Origin of the sequence: Streptomyces sp. NPDC020731 (genome assembly GCF_044334705.1) — a bacterium.
Lineage (GTDB): Bacteria > Actinomycetota > Actinomycetes > Streptomycetales > Streptomycetaceae > Streptomyces.
On record NZ_JBIRTN010000001.1, the window covers coordinates 331,058 to 347,710 of the forward strand.

The window sequence follows — 16,653 nt, forward strand, 5'->3', positions numbered from 1 at the left end:
TGAGAAACATCACCACCCGGGGAGGGACCAGCATCATGGGCGTCACGCTTGCCAAGGGGGGAAACGTCTCCCTGTCCAAGGCCGCACCCAACCTCACGCAGGTCATGATCGGGCTCGGCTGGGACGCGCGCTCCACCACCGGAGCCGACTTCGACCTGGACGCCAGCGCGCTGATGTGCAGCGGCGGCCGGGTCATGGGGGACGAGTGGTTCGTCTTCTACAACCAGCTCAAGAGCCCGGACGGCTCGGTGGAGCACACCGGTGACAACCTCACCGGTGAGGGCGACGGGGACGACGAGTCCCTGCTGGTCGACCTCCCCAAGGTGCCGGCCCAGTGCGACAAGATCGTCTTTCCGGTCTCCATCCACATGGCCGACGAGCGTGGCCAGACCTTCGGCCAGGTCAGCAACGCCTTCATCCGCGTGGTGAACCAGGCGGACGGCCAGGAACTCGCCCGCTACGACCTGAGCGAGGACGCCTCCACCGAAACCGCGATGATCTTCGGCGAGCTCTATCGCTACCAGAGTGAGTGGAAGTTCCGTGCGGTGGGACAGGGGTACGCGTCGGGACTGCGGGGCATCGCTCTAGACTTCGGAGTCAACGTTTCGTAAAGCCGATCATGGCGGCGGGGGAGACCCGTTAATACACCTGGGGTAGCCAGTGGTTCTGAAAACCTTCGGCTGGTCGTTCGCGGTCACCGCGCTCGGCCTGGTCGCGGCGGTTCTCTTCGGGGGGTGGACCGCCTTCGGCATCGTGGCGATCCTTTCCGTCCTGGAGATCTCGCTGTCCTTCGACAACGCGGTGGTCAACGCCGGCATCCTGAAGAAGATGAATGCCTTCTGGCAGAAGATCTTCCTCACCATCGGCATCCTGATCGCCGTCTTCGGTATGCGGCTGGTCTTCCCCGTCGTCATCGTCGCCGTCAGTGCCCAGCTCGGTCCGATCGAGGCGGTCGACCTCGCGCTCAGTGACAAGGACCGCTACCAGGAACTCGTCACCGACGCCCACCCGGCGATCGCCGCGTTCGGTGGCATGTTCCTGCTGATGATCTTCCTGGACTTCATCTTCGAGGACCGGGACATCAAGTGGCTGGGCTGGCTGGAGCGCCCGCTGGCCAAGCTCGGCAAGGTCGACATGCTGTCGGTCTGCATCGCCCTGGTCATCCTGCTGATCTCCGCCCTGACCTTCGCCACCCACGCCCACCAGCACGGCGGCGCGCACGTGGACAAGGCGGAGACGGTCCTGCTGTCCGGTATCGCGGGTCTGATCACCTACATGATCGTCGGCGGTCTGTCCGGCTTCTTCGAGGACAAGCTCGAGGAGGAGGAGGAACACGAGCACGAGGAGGAGGAGAAGGCCGAGCGCTCCGGCAAGCCCCGTACGGTGGTGGCCATGGCCGGCAAGGCCGCGTTCTTCATGTTCCTCTACCTCGAGGTCCTGGACGCGTCCTTCTCCTTCGACGGCGTGATCGGTGCCTTCGCCATCACCAACGACATCGTCCTGATGGCCCTCGGCCTGGGCATCGGCGCCATGTACGTCCGGTCCCTCACGGTCTACCTGGTCCGCCAGGGCACCCTGGACGACTACGTCTACCTGGAGCACGGCGCGCACTACGCGATCGGCGCCCTGGCGCTGATCCTGCTCGTCACCATCCAGTACGAGATCCACGAGCTCATCACCGGCTCCATCGGTGTCATCCTGATCGGCTGGTCCTTCTGGTCCTCCGTACGCCGCAACAAGCGGCTCGCGGCGGCCGGGGGAAACGCCGACGACAAGACTGAGGTCTCCTCCGGGGTGTGACAGCCCTTCGGGTGAGGAACGCTCTCGACGGGGCGGCCACCGAGGACCACTCCTCGGGGCCGCCCCGTCGGCCGTCCGGGAGTCCTGGCGGCCCGAGCGGGGTTCGGCGACTGGACTTGGGGCGGGAATGGGTTTCCTGGACGGACTGTGGCGCGGACGTGAGAGCGCCTTCGACTCGGGCAGCGCGGCCAGCAACGCCATCGAGCTGACCAAACGGCACGGTCAGGTGTCCCTGACCAAGCAGGGCGCGGCCACCGGCCATCTGCGGGTCAACCTGAGCTGGCGGATGCGGACCTCCGACTTCGGCGGCTCCCAGCGGGAGAGCCTGCTGCGCCACCCCTTCAAGGCGCTCAAGCCGCCGGAGGTGGTCGGCCACAGCCAGTCCATGGTCAACGTCGACCTCGACCTGGGCTGTCTGTACGAGCTCCAGGACGGCACCAAGGGCGTGGTCCAGCCCCTCGGCGGCTTCCTCGGCGACGTCAACGCGCCGCCGTACGTCAAGCTCAGCGGTGACGACCGGTTCGGGTCGGGCTCGGGCGAGACCATGTACATCAATCTGGACCACCGCGAGAACATCAAGCGGCTGCTGGTCTTCGCCTACATCTACGACCAGACGCCCGCGTTCGACCGCACGCACGCCATGGTCACGCTCTACCCCAGCAACGGCCCGCGGATCGAGATCGGCCTCGACGAACGCCACCCCCAGGCCCGCTCCTGCGCGGTGGTGATGATCGAGAACGTCAAGAACGAGATCCTCGTCCGCCGCGAGGTGAAGTTCGTCTACGGATTCCAGGGGGAGCTGGACCGGCTGTACGGGTGGGGGCTCCAGTGGGGGAGGGGCTTCAAGACCAAGGCCGACCGCTGAGAAGCCCTTGGTCCCACAGGAGCCGGTCCGCTAGCGCCCGATGAACTGCGGCCCCTGCGGCGGAAGCCGGAAGTCCGGGTCGGGGGAGGCGGCGGCCGGTGGCGGGAAACCGTACCCGGACGGCGCCCCCGCGGCGGCCGTGGCGGGCGCAGGCGGATAGCCGTAGGCGGGCTGACCGGCCGGCTGTGGATAGCCGTAGGCCGGCTGCGTGGCCGCGGGCTGCCGCGGCGGATAGCCGTACGCGGGCTGCGCGGGCACTCCCGCCGGCTGCTCGGGCGGCAGTGGCCGGGACACCTCGGGCACCGGCGGGACGAGCGGGGCCTGCGGCTGCGTCAGGGCCTCGGAGGAGGTCCGGTCGGAGGCCGGTACGTGCGCCGTCGGGGGTGGCTGCTGGGTGACGTCGGAGGGATCGGGCTGCTGCTGCGCCGCCTCCGACTCGTCCACCGAGATGCCGAAGTCGGTCGCCAGGCCCTTCAGGCCGTTCGAGTAGCCCTCGCCGAGCGCCCGGAACTTCCAGCCCTCCCCGCGCCGGTACAGCTCACCGCAGATCAGCGCGGTCTCCTGGCCGGTCTCCGGCTTGATGTCGAAATGCGCCAGCGCGTCCCCGTCGGCGGCCTGCGCGTCGTACAGCAGGATGCGCAGGTCCCGTACGTGGTCGAAGACGACGCCGTCCGCCGACGCGACGAGCAGAATCCGGCCGACACCGGACTCGACACCGGCGAGATCCGTCTGGATCGTGTCGGTCAGGCCCTCGGCGACGCGCTTCTTACCGAGCCGCCACACCTGCCCGGCAGGGTGCCGTGGCTGGTTGTAGAACACGAAGTCCTCGTCGGAGCGCACGCGACCGTCGGGGCCGAGGAGCAGCGCGGAGGCGTCGATGTCCGGCACCCCCTGCCCGGGTGACCAGCGCAGCACGGCACGTACCGTGGTGGCCTCGAGAGGGATGTTCGACCCCTTGAGCATCGCGTGCGTCATACGGTCATCCTGCCTTCTCCGTCCTGGTCACGACAATGCGGGGGGTTGGGGTCGACACGGCGGGGTTACCTGAAGTTCATGCCCCGAGGGAACCGCCGACATGGATCCCTACGTACTATTACCGGCCACCTTCCGACATTCCAGAGATTCCAGAGAGACCACGGGGGAGTTCAATGCGTCATTTCGGTCACATCGCCCCTGCGGTGCGGAAACGTCTCTTCTATCGGGAGCCCGTCGAGTTCACGCCGGATTCCCCGGCCCGGCTGCTCTCCGCGGCCCTCGGCGCCACGCTCTACAGCCCCGCGACCCGGCCCCGGCTCGCCGACGACGTCCTCAAGCAGGGCGGCTGCGGTGTGGTCTCCATGGTGCTGTGCCTGGAGGACTCCATCGGCGACGCCGACGTGGCCGCCGGTGAGGAGAACCTCGTACGCCAGCTCGCCGACCTGGCCGGGCGGCCCGGCGCGGATCTGCCGCTGCTGTTCATCCGGGTCCGCACCCCCGAACAGATCCCCGACCTCGTCCGGCGCCTCGGCCCCGCGGTCCGGCTGCTGTCCGGATTCGTACTGCCGAAGTTCACCGCCGAACGCGGCCTGCCGTTCCTGGAGGCGCTGGCCACCGCCGAGGCCGAGAGCGGCCACCGGCTGTTCGCCATGCCGGTGCTGGAGTCGCCCGAGCTGCTCTACCGCGAGTCCCGCGTCGAGACCCTCGAAGGCATCTTCCGGGCCGTCGACAAGTACCGTGACCGCGTGCTCGCGCTGCGTCTCGGCGTGACCGACTTCTGCTCCTCCTACGGGCTGCGCAGAGGCCCCGACATGACGGCCTACGACATCCAGGTCGTCGCCTCCGTGATCTCCGACGTGGTGAACATGCTGGCCCGGGCCGACGGCACCGGGTTCACCGTGACGGGGCCGGTCTGGGAGTACTTCCGGGTCCAGGAACGCATGTTCAAGCCGCTCCTGCGGCAGAGCCCCTTCCACGAGGTGCAGGCCGTGGCACTGCGCCAGAAGCTGATCGAGCACGCCATGGACGGTCTGCTGCGCGAGATCTCCCTCGACCGGGCCAACGGTCTGCTGGGCAAGACCTGCATCCACCCCTCGCACGTACTCCCCGTGCACGCGCTGTCCGTCGTCAGCCACGAGGAGTTCAGTGACGCCCAGGACATCCTCCGGCCGGAACGCGGCGGTGGGGGTGTACTCAGGTCGGCCTACACGAACAAGATGAACGAGGTGAAACCCCACCGCGCCTGGGCCGAGCGGACCCTGCTGCGCGCCGAGGTCTTCGGCGTCACCAACGCGGACATCGGCTTCGTGGAACTGCTCGCGGCGGGCCTGGCGGACTGACGGGGATGGAGAGAAGAACTGTGAACGAGGGGATGCACCACCCGGTGCGTCGGGCGGCACCGGCGGGCGAGGACATATGGTCCGGCAGCTGGGTCACGCGGCGGCTCGGCGTCGAGCTGGCCGGGGACGAGACGCTGCCCGGGCTGCTGGGGCTGGCGCTGCGCCGCAACCCCAAGCGGGCCCACCTGCTGGTGTCCAACGTCCTCGGCAAGCACGTACCCCAGTCCCCGTCGGTCGTGTACGGCCACGGCGTCGAGCTCGGCCGCAGGGTGCGGGAGCTGCTGGGGGCCTCGGCGAAGGACGCGGTCGTCCTCGGCTACGCGGAGACCGCGACCGGACTGGGCCACTCCGTCGCCGACGGTCTGGGCGTCGCGCCCTACCTGCACTCCACGCGCCGACCGGTGGCGGGGACGGCCACGGCCGGGGGCTTCGAGGAGTCCCACTCCCACGCGACGTCCCACCTGCTGCTCCCGGAGAATCCCCGGCTGCTCGCGGGCGAAGGGCCGCTGGTCCTGGTCGACGACGAGTTCTCCACCGGCAACACGGTGCTGAACACCGTCCGTGATCTTCATGCGCGGTATCCGCGGGGGCGGTACGTGATCGTCGCCCTCGTCGACATGCGGTCGCCCGCGGACGCCGGGCGGCTGGACGGGTTCGCCGACGAGATCGGCGCACGCATCGACCTGGTGACGGTCGCCTCGGGCACGGTGCGGTTGCCTGACGGCGTCCTGGAGAAAGGCCGGGAACTGGTGGCGCGCTACGAGAGCGCCACGGCGGACGGTTCGCCGACTGCGGCTGCGTCGGGGCCGGCCGCGCGGTTCCCCGTCCCCCCGGAGGGCGTCGTCGGTGCCGTTGGTTCTGAAAGCGACGGTCGGGCCCACCCCCCAGGGGCGCGGGACGTAGTTGAATCTGCGGCTACCGCCGCGTGGGCGCGATCGGCCCACGACGGGCCGCAGCCGAACGGCACGCCCACGCGAGTGGACCTGGGCTGGCCCGCCGGGCTCCCCGACGGGGGACGTCACGGCTTCACCCCCGCGCACCGGGCCCGCCTCGAATCCGCACTCCCCGACATGGCGGCCCGCCTGGCAGAGGCACTCCCCGCCAGGGCGCACCGCGTCCTCGTCCTCGGCTTCGAGGAGCTGATGTACGCCCCGCTGCGCCTCGCCGGCGAACTGGAGCGGACCACCGGCGCCGAGGTGCGCTTCTCCACCACCACCCGTTCGCCCGTCCTCGCCGTCGACGACCCCGGCTACGCGATACGCACCCGCCTGGTCTTCCCCGCCCACGACGACCCCGCCGACGGTCCCGGCGAGCGCTACGCCTACAACGTCGCCGGCGGCGGCTTCGACGCCGTCGTCGCCGTCGTCGACTCGGCCGCCGACACCCCCGCACTGCACGCGCCCGGCGGCCTGCTCGCCCGGCTCGCCGCGCACACCCCGCAGGTCCTCCTCGCGGTCGTACCGTCGTACGTACCCGCGCCCCAGGACGCCCCCCAGGACGCCCGACCGGACGCCCCCGAAAGGCCCGCCACCATGCTGCCCGCGCCCCTCAGAGGCCCTGCCTTCTCCTCGTACGCGCCCGAGGAGGTCGGCTGGCTGCTCCAGGACCTCTCGGACGTGACACTCGAGGCGCCGACCGAGGAGCGCGAGGAGGCCATCCAGAGCGGCGGCGCCCACTACGCGGAGTCGCTGCCCGTGGAGTACCAGCCCAGCGAGCAGTACCAGGCGCTGTTCCACGCGGCCCTGGACGAGTCCGCGGCCCGCCTCGCCCACGCGGTGGGCGTGGTCACCGAGACCGTCCTCGCCGAAAGGTCACCCCGCCCGGTCCTGGTCTCCCTGGCCCGCGCGGGCACCCCCGTCGGCATCCTGATGCGCCGCTGGGCCCAGCACCGCCACCAGCTCGACCTCCCGCACTACGCGGTCTCCATCGTCCGCGGCCGGGGCATCGACACCAACGCGCTGCGCTGGCTGGCCGCCCACCACGACCCCCGGGACGTGGTCTTCGTCGACGGCTGGACCGGCAAGGGCGCCATCACCCGCGAACTCGCCCAGGCCGTCGAGGAGTTCGAGAAGGCCGAGGGCGTCACCGGCTTCGACCCGGAGATCGCGGTCCTGGCCGACCCCGGCTCCTGCGTACGCACCTACGGCACCCGCGAGGACTACCTGATCCCCTCCGCCTGCCTCAACTCCACCGTGTCCGGCCTGATCTCACGCACCGTGCTCCGCGCCGACCTGGTCGGCCCGCACGACTTCCACGGCGCCAAGTTCTACCGCGAACTCGCCGGCACGGATCTCTCGGTGGCCTTCCTGGACGCCGTGTCCGCCCGCTTCCCGGAGGTCACCGACGCAGCCTGCGCCCAGGCCAAGGAACTGCTCTCCACCGACCGCACCCCCACCTGGGAGGGCTGGGCGGCGGTCGAACGCATCAGCGAGGAGTACGGCATCCACGACGTGAACCTCGTCAAGCCCGGCGTCGGCGAGACCACCCGGGTGCTGCTGCGCCGGGTGCCCTGGAAGGTGCTCGCCCGGGCCGGAGCCGGCAGCGACCTCGACCACGTACGCCTCCTCGCTCAGCAGCGGGGCGTCCCCGTCGAAGAGGTCGACGGACTCCCCTACACCTGCGTCGGGCTGATCCACCCCCGCTACACCCGCGGCGCCACCGGTACCGACGGCAAGGCGGTGACCCGCTGATGCCCGTCATCGTCGCCAGCGACCTCGACCGCACCCTCATCTACTCCGCCGCCGCCCTCGCCCTGACCATGCCGGACGCACGGGCACCCCGGCTGCTGTGCGTGGAGGTCCACGAGAGCAAGCCCCTTTCCTACATGACGGAGACGGCGGCCCGGCTCCTCACCGACCTCGGCGACGAGGCCGTCTTCGTGCCCACGACGACCCGCACCCGCAAGCAGTACCAGCGCATCAACCTCCCCGGCCCGCCGCCGACCTACGCGATCTGCGCCAACGGCGGACACCTCCTGGTCGACGGCGTGTCCGATCAGGACTGGCACGCCCGGGTGCTCGCCCGGCTGGCCGACGAGTGCGCCCCGCTGTCCGAGGTGCAGGAGCATCTGCTGCGGACCGCCGACCCGGTCTGGGTGCGCAAGCACCGGGTCGCCGACGACCTTTTCGCCTACCTCGTCGTCGAGCGGGAACTGCTGCGCGAGGAGTGGGTGAAGGAACTCGGGGAGTGGGCGGAGAACCGCGGCTGGACGGTGTCCCTCCAGGGCCGCAAGATCTACGCCGTGCCGGGGCCCCTCACCAAGAGCGCGGCCATGCACGAGGTCGCCCGCCGCACCGGCGCCGATCTCACGCTCGCCGCCGGGGACTCCCTCCTCGACGCCGATCTGCTCCTCGCCGTGGACCGGGGCTGGCGCCCCGGTCACGGAGAACTCGCCGACGCCGACTGGACGGCCCCCGCGCTCAGGGCTCTCCCCGAGCGGGGCGTCCTGGCCGGCGAGCGCATCCTGCGCGAGTTCCTGCAGACGGTGCGTTCACCCCGGTGAGACCGCACGGCCGTGAGGCCATGCGGCAGGGGCGTCAGCGGTGGCGCCGCAGGCTCACCGTGTCGCCGGAGCCGTACCCGCGGGCGGGCACGTCTCCGACGGCGTGACCGGCACCGGGGGCGGGGTGCGGCGGGCGTGGGTGATCCGTGCCCGCTCGCCCGTCCCGCCGCCGGCGGCCGTCGCCCGAGCGCAGCAGCCGCAGGACCACGAACGCCACCAGGGCCAGCGCGGCCACGCCGAGGACCACCTTCGAGTACGCCGACACGATGGTCGACACCTGCTCCCAGTTGTCCCCCAGCGCGTACCCCGCGAGCACGAACGCGGTGTTCCAGATCGCGCTGCCCAGCGTGGTCAGACCCAGGAACAGCGGCAGCCGCATGCGCTCCACGCCGGCCGGCACCGATATGAGACTGCGGAAGATCGGGATCATCCGGCCGAAGAACACCGCCTTCGGCCCGTGCCGCAGGAACCACGCCTCCGTCTTCTCGATGTCCGAGACCTTCACCAGAGGCAGCCGCCCCGCGATCGCCACCGTCCGGTCCCTGCCGAGCAGCGCGCCCACTCCGTACAACGCGAGCGCGCCGATCACCGAGCCGGCGGTGGTCCACAGCAGCACGGCGAGCAGACCCGTCCGCCCACTGCTCGCGGCGAACCCCGCCAGCGGCAGGATCACCTCACTGGGCAGGGGAGGGAAGAGGTTCTCCAGCGCGATGGCGAGGCCGGCCCCGGGGGCGCCCATGGCGTCCATGAGGTCGTTGACCCACTGTGGTCCGGCACCCCCGTCCGCGGCCGCTGTGATCGTGTGCGCTGCGCCGGCTGTCATGCCCTCACGCTAGGAACGTGAAGCTGAAGGGACCCTGAAGGAGCCCGTCAGCCGCAGCAGCCGCCACCGCAGCAGCCACCGCCACCGCCCGCGCGGGGAGCCGGGGCCGCGGCGGTACCGGCCACCGCCACCGTGGAGAGGAGCTTGACCGTGTCGTCGTGACCCGCCGGGCAGGCCGCGGGCGCGGAGGACTCCGCCATGGGGCGGCTCAGTTCGAAGGTGTCGCCGCAGGTCCGGCAGCGGTACTCGTAGCGAGGCATGGGCACAGGTTAACCGGCCCGGCCGGCGCCGGGACGGTCAGTGGGCGGCGCTGCCGCGTTCCTCCCGGATCCGGGCCACCACACGGCTCACCGCCGCCCGTACCTCCTCCGTCTCCGTCAGGAAGTGCCAGTAGTCGGGATGGCGGCCCTCCAGTCCGGCGACGGCTCGCTCCAGCCGGGCCACGGCGTCGTCCAGGGGACGGGCGTGACGCGGGTCGGGGGTGTTGCGGCCGGCCATGGCCAGCCGCTGGGCGTCCCGGATGGCGAAGCGGGTGCGTTCGATCTCCTGCCCGGGGTCCTTCTGCACCGCGTTCAGCCGCCGCAGCCGGTCACCGGCGGCCGACACCGCCTCGTCGGTCGTGTTCAGCAGCGCCCGCGCGGTCGACAGCAGGGCGGTGGCGTCCGCCCAGCGCTGCTCCTCGCGGGCCGCCCGGGCCTCGGTGAGTCTCGCCTCCGCCTGCCCCACGTTCTCCGAGGCGACGCCGGGGACGTGCTGCAGGTCCTGCCAGCAGGCGGCGGTGAAGCGCCGGCGCAGTTCGCTGAGGATCGGTTCGACCTGTTCGGAGCGGGTGGTGAGGGCCTGGGCGCGGGTACGCAGGGAGACCAGCCGGTGGTCGGTCTCGGCGGCCCGTTCCGGCAGCCGTTCGGCTTCGACGCGGACCGCCTCGGCCTCGCGCGTGACCCGTTCGGCACGCTCCAGGGTCCCCGGCACGCCGTGCTGTCCCGCGCCCTGGTTCAGCTTGGTCAGTTCCGGGGAGAGCGCGGCGAGCCGGGCGGCGAGGTCGTCGGCCCTCAGGCCCGATCCGCGTGCGGTGTCGAGGGCGTTCGAGGCGGCGAGCAGCGCCTGCCGGGCGCGTTCGACGGCGGGCGCGAGCCGGGCGAGCTGGGTCTCGGCCTTGCCGAGGAGGGAGCCGAGCCCTTCGGTGAACCGGTCCAGCTCCTGCCTGACCCGGCCGAGTTCGTCCTTGGCGGCGGTCAGCCGGTCGCGGGCCTGGGCGGCTGCCGAGGCCTCCAGGTCGTCGCGGTCCAGGTCGTGGGCGTCGACGGCGCCGATGTACTGCCGGCTGGCCTCGTCGATGCGCCGGCCGAGGGCCTCGAAGTCGGCGACGGCACGGCGGGCGGCGGGGGAGGCGTCGACAGCGGTGATCGTCTCGATGGAGATCCGCAGGTCGCGCTGGGCGGTGTCGAGTTCGTAGAAGGCGGCCGCCGCCGCGTCCTTGGCGGCCTGCGCCTCGGCCCGCTGGTTCTCGGCCCGCCCGCCGAACCAGCGCCGCGTCCCGCCCCCGGCGAACGCGGCGGGCAGCACCAGCGCCGCGACCAGCGGCAGCCCCACGAGGGCGAGCGCGTCCCGCAGCGCGCCGCGAGCGCGGCGGACACCCGGCCGAGGAGGAAGCGGAGGCACGGCACGACGCGTGCGAGGCACGCGCGGCTCCGACGGCGAGTACGGCTGCGCTGGTGTCGCCGTCACATCCCTCTCCCGTACTGTCGTTCGCCCGGCCCGATGCCATTCTCCCACCGGTGAAGGACGAACACACGGGTCGGTCAGTTCACCGTGCGGACGGTGAGTTTGCCGTCGCCGGTGCGCGCGGTCACCACGTGGGAGCTGGAGTCGTCGCGGGGCACGGACACGTCCTCGGCGCCGTCACCGGTTCCGGTGTCCACGCGGTAGGAGGCCCGCGGCAGGTCGATCGTCAGGGAGCCGTCGCCGCTGCGGGAGTCCACCAGGTCCGGTACGGCGGCGAGTTCGAGGCGGACCGAGCCGTCACCGCTGTGGGTGCGCACCGTACGGGAGGAGACCTCCGCGCGCACGGACCCGTCACCGGTGCGCAGTTCCAGCGGCCCGGTGGAGTCCGTGACATGGACCGAACCGTCCGTCGTGCGGATGCTCAGCGCGTCGCGGAAGCCCCGCGCCCGCACGCTGCCGTCCTTCTCCTCGACCTTGACGGAGACCCCGCGGGGCACCTCGATGCGGTGCTTGGTGGAGCAGTTGGCGACGAGCCCGGAGCACTTCTCCCGCAGTACCAGCCGGTCACCGTCCATGGACCAGGTGACCTTCGGGTCCGAGCCGATGGCGACGGTGCCCTGGAACCACCGGGTGACCCCGACCTCGCCCGGGGCGTTCTCGTCCGAGGCGACGATCTCGAGGGTGGAGTCGTCGGAGTCGATGGTGAGGGTCCTGCCGGGCAGGTCGAAGGAGCGGCGGTCGGGGTCGGCGTCGTCGGCGGCCGACGCCCCGCAGGCGCTCACGCCCGCGACGATCACCACGGTGGCCCCGGTGAGGGCGAGGGCGCGGGTCCACGCGGCGCGGGCGCCGGAAGCGGAGCCGATGGTTCGGGCGGTACGGGTCGTGCGGGTCATGACGGTCTCCCCCTGGGACGGACGGTGGCGCTCACCGGCGGTGTCCGGGCGCTCTTCGACCGTACGGACGGGGAGCCCGCGGGGGGATCCGGGCGGCTGGCGGATCCGGGGTGGGGATAGCCCCCGGTGATCGCCGGTGGGGAATCGCTTCCCTGGCCTGTGGTAATTTCCATTCGTCCCGCAAGGGACCGGTTCGGGCTGGACCGCAACCCTCAGGTCGGAAGCCCCCTCCTTCAGGTAGGGGAGCGGAGTCACGTAGGCTGTCGACTCGACCTGGGCGCATGGCCCGGGTCCCGGGTGCGTAGCTCAGGGGTAGAGCGCCTGCCTTACAAGCAGGATGTCGGCGGTTCGAAACCGTCCGCGCCCACCAGGACACAGGGCCTCTGGAGTTGCTCCGGGGCCCTTGTCGTTGTGCCTCCCCCGTTCCTTCCGCCCGGTCCGTCCTTCCGCCCGGTCCGTCCTTCCGCCCGTCCTACGAGGACTCCATCGTCTCCTCGCGGGTGTGCTTGAGCCGGGAGCGGGCGTGCGTGCGGTCTGCGCCGGTGAGTCCGGCCCAGTAGCGGTGGGTGCTGACGAACACCGCGAGCTCGTGCTCCCGTTGTCGGAGCTTCTCCACCTCGGCCTGTTCGTCGGCGGTCCAGCCGGGTGAGGCGGGGCGCTCGATCTTGCGCCAGCCGTTGTCGTCGCTGAAGCCGTCGAGGGGCTCGACCGACCAGGGGAGCCGCTTCAGCAGGGCGGACAACTCACCCTGGACCTGTCGCAGTTCCTCCTGGCCGGCGAGGAGGTCACTCGGAAAATCGTAGGTCGCAGCCACGACCCAATGATACGCCTGTTCGATTTTGGGTGGCGCGTCACCGAGAGGGCGCGTCAGACTGGACGCATGTGCCGGAGTATCAAGACCCTGCGTCCGCCCGTGCAGCCCGAGGAGGCCACGGAGGAGGAGATCCGGGCCGCCGCCCTGCAGTACGTGAGGAAGGTGTCCGGCTTCCGGGCGCCGGCCGCCCACAACCGCGAGGTGTTCGAACGGGCGGTGGAAGCGGTTGCCTCGGCGACGGCCGAGTTGCTGGACGGGCTGGAGGTGCGTGGCGGCGCGGCGCGGCGGGCGACGGCGGAGTAGGCCCACCGGGAGCCCCGACCCCGGACCGGGAGCCGAGGGCGGGCGGGGTGGGCCGCGCAGCCCGGCGTTCGCGGGGTGCCTTCCCCCTCTCGGCTCCGCTCATGGGGCCCCCGTGAGCGGGAGGTACCCCGTCGCCCGCCCTCCCCCACTCTCGGCTCCGCTCGAGCGGGGGCCCCGTTGCCCGGGGATGCCTCCCAGGCCGTTCCGGACACCGGGGGAGGCACGATCGCCCGCAGTTGCGGCGGCGCCGGGGATGGGCACCCTTGCCCGCCGTTGCGGTGGTGCCGGAGGAGGCGTGATCGCCGGCGGTTCGGTGGAGGGTGCTACGAAGCCTCCGAAGGCCGTGGTTGCCGGCGCATCAGGTACCCCGCGCCCGCCCCCGCCGCGAACAGCGCGCCCACCGACACCGCCGTGGCCAGCCAGGTCGCGCCCAGCCAGTGGGCGCCGAAGTAGCCGAGGGCCACGCTGTACGCGGCCCAGGACAGCCCCGCCAGGGCGGACCAGGGGAGGAAGTCGCGGGCGCGGTGGCGCGCGGCGCCGGCGCCGAGGGAGACCACCGAGCGCCCGGCCGGCGCGAAGCGGGCGAGGACCACCAGGGCGCCGCCGCCCCGGGCGAACGCGGCGCCGAGACGTTCCTGCGCGCTCCTGAGCCGCCGCGAACGGGCGATCGCCCGGTCCAGACGGGCGCCACCGCGCCAGGCGAGGCGGTAGGCCACCAGGTCACCCAGGACGGAGGCGGTGGCGGCGCACAGCGTCAGCACCAGGATGTCGGGCACGTCGGTCGCCGTGCCCGCGGCCGCCGCCGTGGCCGCGGTGATCACCAGTACCCCGCTCGGCAGGACCGGGAGGAACACGTCGAGCAGGACCGAGAGGGCCACCACCGCATAGATCCACGGGCTGCCGACCAGCGACCCCAGACTCTCCACCCGAACTCCCCATGGCTCCCCCGTGGGCCGTACCGTGCCGCGCTGTCGCGCGGGAGCGGCAGGAGTGGCAGGAGTGGCCGGTGACAGCCATACAGCGTACGCCCGGTGAGTGACGGAAAGGTCACGGGAGGTTCGTGTGTTCAGCCCCTGGCGTTCCCTTCCCCTTCCCCCGCGCAAAGGGGAAGGGTGCCCTCCCCGTCGTACGGGGAGGGCACCCGTGCGGCCCGAGGGGGAGGACGGTCAGGCCGTCACCGGGGTGAGGGTCAGGCCGTCACCGGGGTCCGTTCCGCCTGTCGTTCGCCGTTCGCCGACGACCGCCTGGTGAACAGGCGGTCCAGGCCGAAGGCTCCGGAGCCGGTGAACACCAGCAGGAACATGGCCCAGCAGTACATGGCCGCGCCCTCGCCGTTGTTCTCTATGGGCCACAGGGCCTCGGGCTGGTGGACCTTGAAGTACGCGTAGGCCATCGCGCCGGACGAGACGAACGCGGCGGCGCGGGTGCCGAGTCCGAGCAGGACCAGGGTGCCGCCGACGAGTTCGATCAGGGCGGCGTACCAGCCGGGCCAGGCGCCGGTCTCGACGGTGCCGCCGTTGCCGTCCACGCCGCCGAGCAGACCGAGCAGGGAAACGGCGCCGTGGCAGGCGAAGAGCATTCCGACGACGATGCGGAACATGCCCAGGGCATATGGCTGGGCGCTGTTGAGGCGTCCGGTCATGTGGGGGGTCTCCTTCGGTCAGGCCGGCCCCCGGGTGGGACCGGTCCGGGGGACGGAACCGAGTCGACTTTCCACGCTAGGTGTCCCTGACTGATACTTGCAAGTTCAACATTTGGCCACGGGTCTGCCTCCGCTCGGCTGTTCCGGCGCCCGCTCCCGCCGGTCGATACGGCGTCCACCCGGCCGGTCGATACGGCGTCCACCCCGCCGTCATGACCCACAACGTGACCGAATCCGCACCACCTTGCACAGCGGACCCACAGGTTCACCGGCTCAGCCGGGTCTCCGCCACGCTCCTGAGCCGCGTCCCGGCCTCCTCCTTCTGCGCGTGCTCCAGCCGCAGCACCGCCGAACGCCCCTGGGCCGTCAGCGTCATGAGCTGGTTGCCGAACCAGGGCCCGCCCGTCTTGCGCCAGGCGACCGGCGGCGGGCGGAGGCGGCCGTGCCGCGCGAACAGGCGGCCGAGGAGCCGGGCGGCACCACCCCAGCCGAGGCGGAAGCCGAGCCTCATCGACAGCGGAATGGAGTTGTGGACGGGCGAGCAGGTCAGCTGCACCACCCGGGAGTCCGGCCCGGTGCCGCCCGGCCAGCTCGGCTCGGCGACGTAGGCGTGATGGACGTCTCCGGAGAGCACGCACACCGTCGCCGGCGCCTGTGGCCCCGTACCGGCCTCGGCGATCAGCTCCGCCAGCTCGCCGAACGACTCCGGAAAGGCCGCCCAGTGCTCCAGATCCGCCCCGCGCCGCAGCTTCTCCCCGAGCCGCGCCCAGCGGGTGCCCTTGTCGCCCCGGCACAGCGCGGAACTCCACGCCTCGACGTCGTGCACCAGATGGGGCAGCAGCCAGGGCAGGGACGTACCGATGAGCAGATGGTCGTAGGAGCCGCGCTCGTCCAGGGCCTGTTCGCGCAGCCAGTCGGCCTCGGCCCGGTCGAGCATGGAGCGCCGGCCCTCCTCCAGGACGCGGGCCGCGCGGCTGTCGACCATCACCAGGCGCACCCGGCCGAAGTCGCGCCGGTAGCTCCAGCGCACGGTGGCCGCGTCGGCCTCGGCCCGGGAGGCGAAGGCGCGCAGCGCGTCGGTGCCGTCGCCGGCCGCCCGGACGGACGCGTACAGCGGGTCGGCCTCGACCTCGGCGGGGGAGAGGTTGCCCAGGTGCTGGTACACCCAGTACGACATCAGGCCGCTGAGCACCCGCTCCCGCCACCACGACGTGGCACGCATGTCGGCGACCCAGGAGGCGGAGGTGTTCCAGTCGTCGATCACGTCGTGGTCGTCGAAGATCATGCAGGTGGGCACGGTGGACAGCAGCCAGCGCACCTGCGGGTCGAGCCAGGACTCGTAGTAGAGGTGGGTGTACTCCTCGTAGTCCGCCACCTGGCTGCCCGGGGGGTCGTTCAGATCGCGGCGGGCGGCGAGCCACTCGCGCGTGGCGTCGGAGGTCTCGTCGGCGTACACCTGGTCGCCGAGGAGCAGCAGGACGTCGGGCCGTTCGCCGTCCGGGTCGGCGGCGATGCGCTGCGCCAGGGCGTCCAGGGCGTCGGGGCCGACCGGGTCGGGCTCCCCGGTGGGCGGGGACGCCCAGCGGCAGGAACCGAACGTGACGCGCGTACGGCCGTCCGGGCCCGGGGTGGGGATGACGGACGGCGGGAGCGACGGGAAGGGGGCCTCGGTCAGCGGCCACACCCGGGTGTCGTCCAGGAAGACCTCGTACGGGGTGGCCGTCCCCGGTGTGAGACCGGTGACGTGGACGAGCGCGTAATGGTGGCCCGCGATCTGAAAGGTGCCGGTCGTCCCGCCGGTCCCGTCCGCGCAGCGCACCTCCACGGTGCCCGGGCGGCCGGTCTCGACCCAGATGGTGGCGGACGAGCCGTCGATGTACCTCAGCAGTGGTCCGAGCCGCAGTCCGGCCATGGTGACCCCTTCCTCCGTCGCCCCGTACGGTACGCAGCGACGGAGGCCGCCGGGGAGAT

Annotated in this window: 16 protein-coding genes and 1 tRNA gene; 8 read left to right on the top strand and 9 right to left on the bottom strand. The window is 71.9% G+C overall.

The features are described from left to right. The first annotated feature begins 35 nt into the window (after positions 1–35). From ACH4VX_RS01505 to ACH4VX_RS01515, 3 genes are all read left to right on the top strand, one after another. Positions 36–611 (top strand): TerD family protein, encoded by a 576-nt coding sequence (locus ACH4VX_RS01505; protein ID WP_398364970.1) that lies wholly within the window; start codon positions 36–38, stop codon positions 609–611. A gap of 49 nt (positions 612–660) precedes the next feature. Next, positions 661–1,800, top strand: coding sequence for a DUF475 domain-containing protein (locus ACH4VX_RS01510; RefSeq protein WP_398364972.1), 1,140 nt, complete (start codon positions 661–663; stop codon positions 1,798–1,800). A gap of 127 nt (positions 1,801–1,927) precedes the next feature. Next, complete coding sequence (locus tag ACH4VX_RS01515; protein WP_398364973.1) at positions 1,928–2,665, top strand: Tellurium resistance; 738 nt, start codon at positions 1,928–1,930, stop codon at positions 2,663–2,665. A gap of 30 nt (positions 2,666–2,695) precedes the next feature. Here ACH4VX_RS01515 and ACH4VX_RS01520 read toward each other — a convergent pair whose 3' ends face one another. Continuing rightward, positions 2,696–3,640 (bottom strand): TerD family protein, encoded by a 945-nt coding sequence (locus ACH4VX_RS01520; protein ID WP_398364975.1) that lies wholly within the window; start codon positions 3,638–3,640, stop codon positions 2,696–2,698. A gap of 173 nt (positions 3,641–3,813) precedes the next feature. Between ACH4VX_RS01520 and ACH4VX_RS01525 the strand changes: the two genes are divergently transcribed. Genes ACH4VX_RS01525 through ACH4VX_RS01535 form a run of 3 tightly spaced genes read left to right on the top strand, consistent with a single transcriptional unit; the run spans position 3,814 to position 8,482 of the window. After that, the gene (locus tag ACH4VX_RS01525) at positions 3,814–4,980 is read left to right on the top strand and encodes an HpcH/HpaI aldolase/citrate lyase family protein (RefSeq protein ID WP_398364976.1); all 1,167 of its coding nucleotides are present in this window, start codon (positions 3,814–3,816) and stop codon (positions 4,978–4,980) included. A 32-nt stretch (positions 4,981–5,012) separates the two neighbouring features. Continuing rightward, positions 5,013–7,670: a phosphoribosyltransferase gene (locus ACH4VX_RS01530; RefSeq protein WP_398365392.1), complete on the top strand. Its 2,658-nt coding sequence runs from the start codon at positions 5,013–5,015 to the stop codon at positions 7,668–7,670. Further along, entirely contained in the window at positions 7,670–8,482 is an 813-nt protein-coding gene (locus ACH4VX_RS01535; protein WP_398364978.1) for an HAD family hydrolase, read from the top strand. The genes ACH4VX_RS01530 and ACH4VX_RS01535 overlap by 1 nt, the downstream gene beginning before the upstream one ends. Positions 8,483–8,516: 34 nt before the next feature. On the opposite strand, the gene ACH4VX_RS01540 is transcribed toward ACH4VX_RS01535, so the two are convergent. From ACH4VX_RS01540 to ACH4VX_RS01555, 4 genes are all read right to left on the bottom strand, one after another. Further along, on the bottom strand, positions 8,517–9,305 hold the full coding sequence (locus ACH4VX_RS01540) for a DedA family protein (RefSeq protein WP_398364980.1): 789 nt from the start codon (positions 9,303–9,305) through the stop codon (positions 8,517–8,519). Between the two features lie 47 nt (positions 9,306–9,352). Further along, positions 9,353–9,565, bottom strand: a complete 213-nt coding sequence (locus ACH4VX_RS01545) for a zinc ribbon domain-containing protein (RefSeq protein ID WP_217128974.1) — start codon at positions 9,563–9,565, stop codon at positions 9,353–9,355. Positions 9,566–9,602: 37 nt separating this feature from the next. Next, on the bottom strand, positions 9,603–11,033 hold the full coding sequence (locus tag ACH4VX_RS01550) for a hypothetical protein (RefSeq protein ID WP_398364982.1): 1,431 nt from the start codon (positions 11,031–11,033) through the stop codon (positions 9,603–9,605). Between the two features lie 74 nt (positions 11,034–11,107). Next, positions 11,108–11,923: a hypothetical protein gene (locus ACH4VX_RS01555; protein WP_398364984.1), complete on the bottom strand. Its 816-nt coding sequence runs from the start codon at positions 11,921–11,923 to the stop codon at positions 11,108–11,110. A 295-nt stretch (positions 11,924–12,218) separates the two neighbouring features. On the opposite strand from ACH4VX_RS01555, the gene ACH4VX_RS01560 reads away from it, so the two are divergent. Then, positions 12,219–12,293 (top strand) — tRNA-Val (locus ACH4VX_RS01560). Between the two features lie 102 nt (positions 12,294–12,395). On the opposite strand, the gene ACH4VX_RS01565 is transcribed toward ACH4VX_RS01560, so the two are convergent. After that, positions 12,396–12,737 carry a hypothetical protein gene (locus ACH4VX_RS01565; RefSeq protein ID WP_398364985.1) on the bottom strand — a complete coding sequence of 114 codons (342 nt, stop codon included), beginning with the start codon at positions 12,735–12,737 and terminating at the stop codon, positions 12,396–12,398. A gap of 66 nt (positions 12,738–12,803) precedes the next feature. Between ACH4VX_RS01565 and ACH4VX_RS01570 the strand changes: the two genes are divergently transcribed. Next, positions 12,804–13,040: a DUF2277 domain-containing protein gene (locus ACH4VX_RS01570; RefSeq protein ID WP_398364987.1), complete on the top strand. Its 237-nt coding sequence runs from the start codon at positions 12,804–12,806 to the stop codon at positions 13,038–13,040. Positions 13,041–13,363: 323 nt separating this feature from the next. Here the strand turns inward: ACH4VX_RS01570 and ACH4VX_RS01575 are convergent, their stop codons facing one another. From ACH4VX_RS01575 to ACH4VX_RS01585, 3 genes are all read right to left on the bottom strand, one after another. Next, positions 13,364–13,966, bottom strand: a complete 603-nt coding sequence (locus ACH4VX_RS01575; protein WP_398364989.1) for a DedA family protein — start codon at positions 13,964–13,966, stop codon at positions 13,364–13,366. 263 nt (positions 13,967–14,229) lie between these two features. Continuing rightward, positions 14,230–14,682 carry a DoxX family protein gene (locus tag ACH4VX_RS01580; protein WP_398364991.1) on the bottom strand — a complete coding sequence of 151 codons (453 nt, stop codon included), beginning with the start codon at positions 14,680–14,682 and terminating at the stop codon, positions 14,230–14,232. A 265-nt stretch (positions 14,683–14,947) separates the two neighbouring features. Beyond that, on the bottom strand, positions 14,948–16,594 hold the full coding sequence (locus ACH4VX_RS01585) for an alkaline phosphatase D family protein (protein WP_398364993.1): 1,647 nt from the start codon (positions 16,592–16,594) through the stop codon (positions 14,948–14,950). Positions 16,595–16,653 lie beyond the last annotated feature (59 nt).

Coding starts and splice junctions, on each gene's coding strand:
- ACH4VX_RS01505 (WP_398364970.1), top strand. CDS start 36: ATGGGCGTCACGCTTGCCAAGGGGGGAAACGTCTCCCTGTCCAAGGCC.
- ACH4VX_RS01515 (WP_398364973.1), top strand. CDS start 1,928: ATGGGTTTCCTGGACGGACTGTGGCGCGGACGTGAGAGCGCCTTCGAC.
- ACH4VX_RS01520 (WP_398364975.1), bottom strand. CDS start 3,640: ATGACGCACGCGATGCTCAAGGGGTCGAACATCCCTCTCGAGGCCACC.
- ACH4VX_RS01525 (WP_398364976.1), top strand. CDS start 3,814: ATGCGTCATTTCGGTCACATCGCCCCTGCGGTGCGGAAACGTCTCTTC.
- ACH4VX_RS01530 (WP_398365392.1), top strand. CDS start 5,013: ATGCACCACCCGGTGCGTCGGGCGGCACCGGCGGGCGAGGACATATGG.
- ACH4VX_RS01535 (WP_398364978.1), top strand. CDS start 7,670: ATGCCCGTCATCGTCGCCAGCGACCTCGACCGCACCCTCATCTACTCC.
- ACH4VX_RS01540 (WP_398364980.1), bottom strand. CDS start 9,305: ATGACAGCCGGCGCAGCGCACACGATCACAGCGGCCGCGGACGGGGGT.
- ACH4VX_RS01545 (WP_217128974.1), bottom strand. CDS start 9,565: ATGCCTCGCTACGAGTACCGCTGCCGGACCTGCGGCGACACCTTCGAA.
- ACH4VX_RS01555 (WP_398364984.1), bottom strand. CDS start 11,923: ATGACCCGCACGACCCGTACCGCCCGAACCATCGGCTCCGCTTCCGGC.
- ACH4VX_RS01570 (WP_398364987.1), top strand. CDS start 12,804: ATGTGCCGGAGTATCAAGACCCTGCGTCCGCCCGTGCAGCCCGAGGAG.
- ACH4VX_RS01580 (WP_398364991.1), bottom strand. CDS start 14,682: ATGACCGGACGCCTCAACAGCGCCCAGCCATATGCCCTGGGCATGTTC.
- ACH4VX_RS01585 (WP_398364993.1), bottom strand. CDS start 16,594: ATGGCCGGACTGCGGCTCGGACCACTGCTGAGGTACATCGACGGCTCG.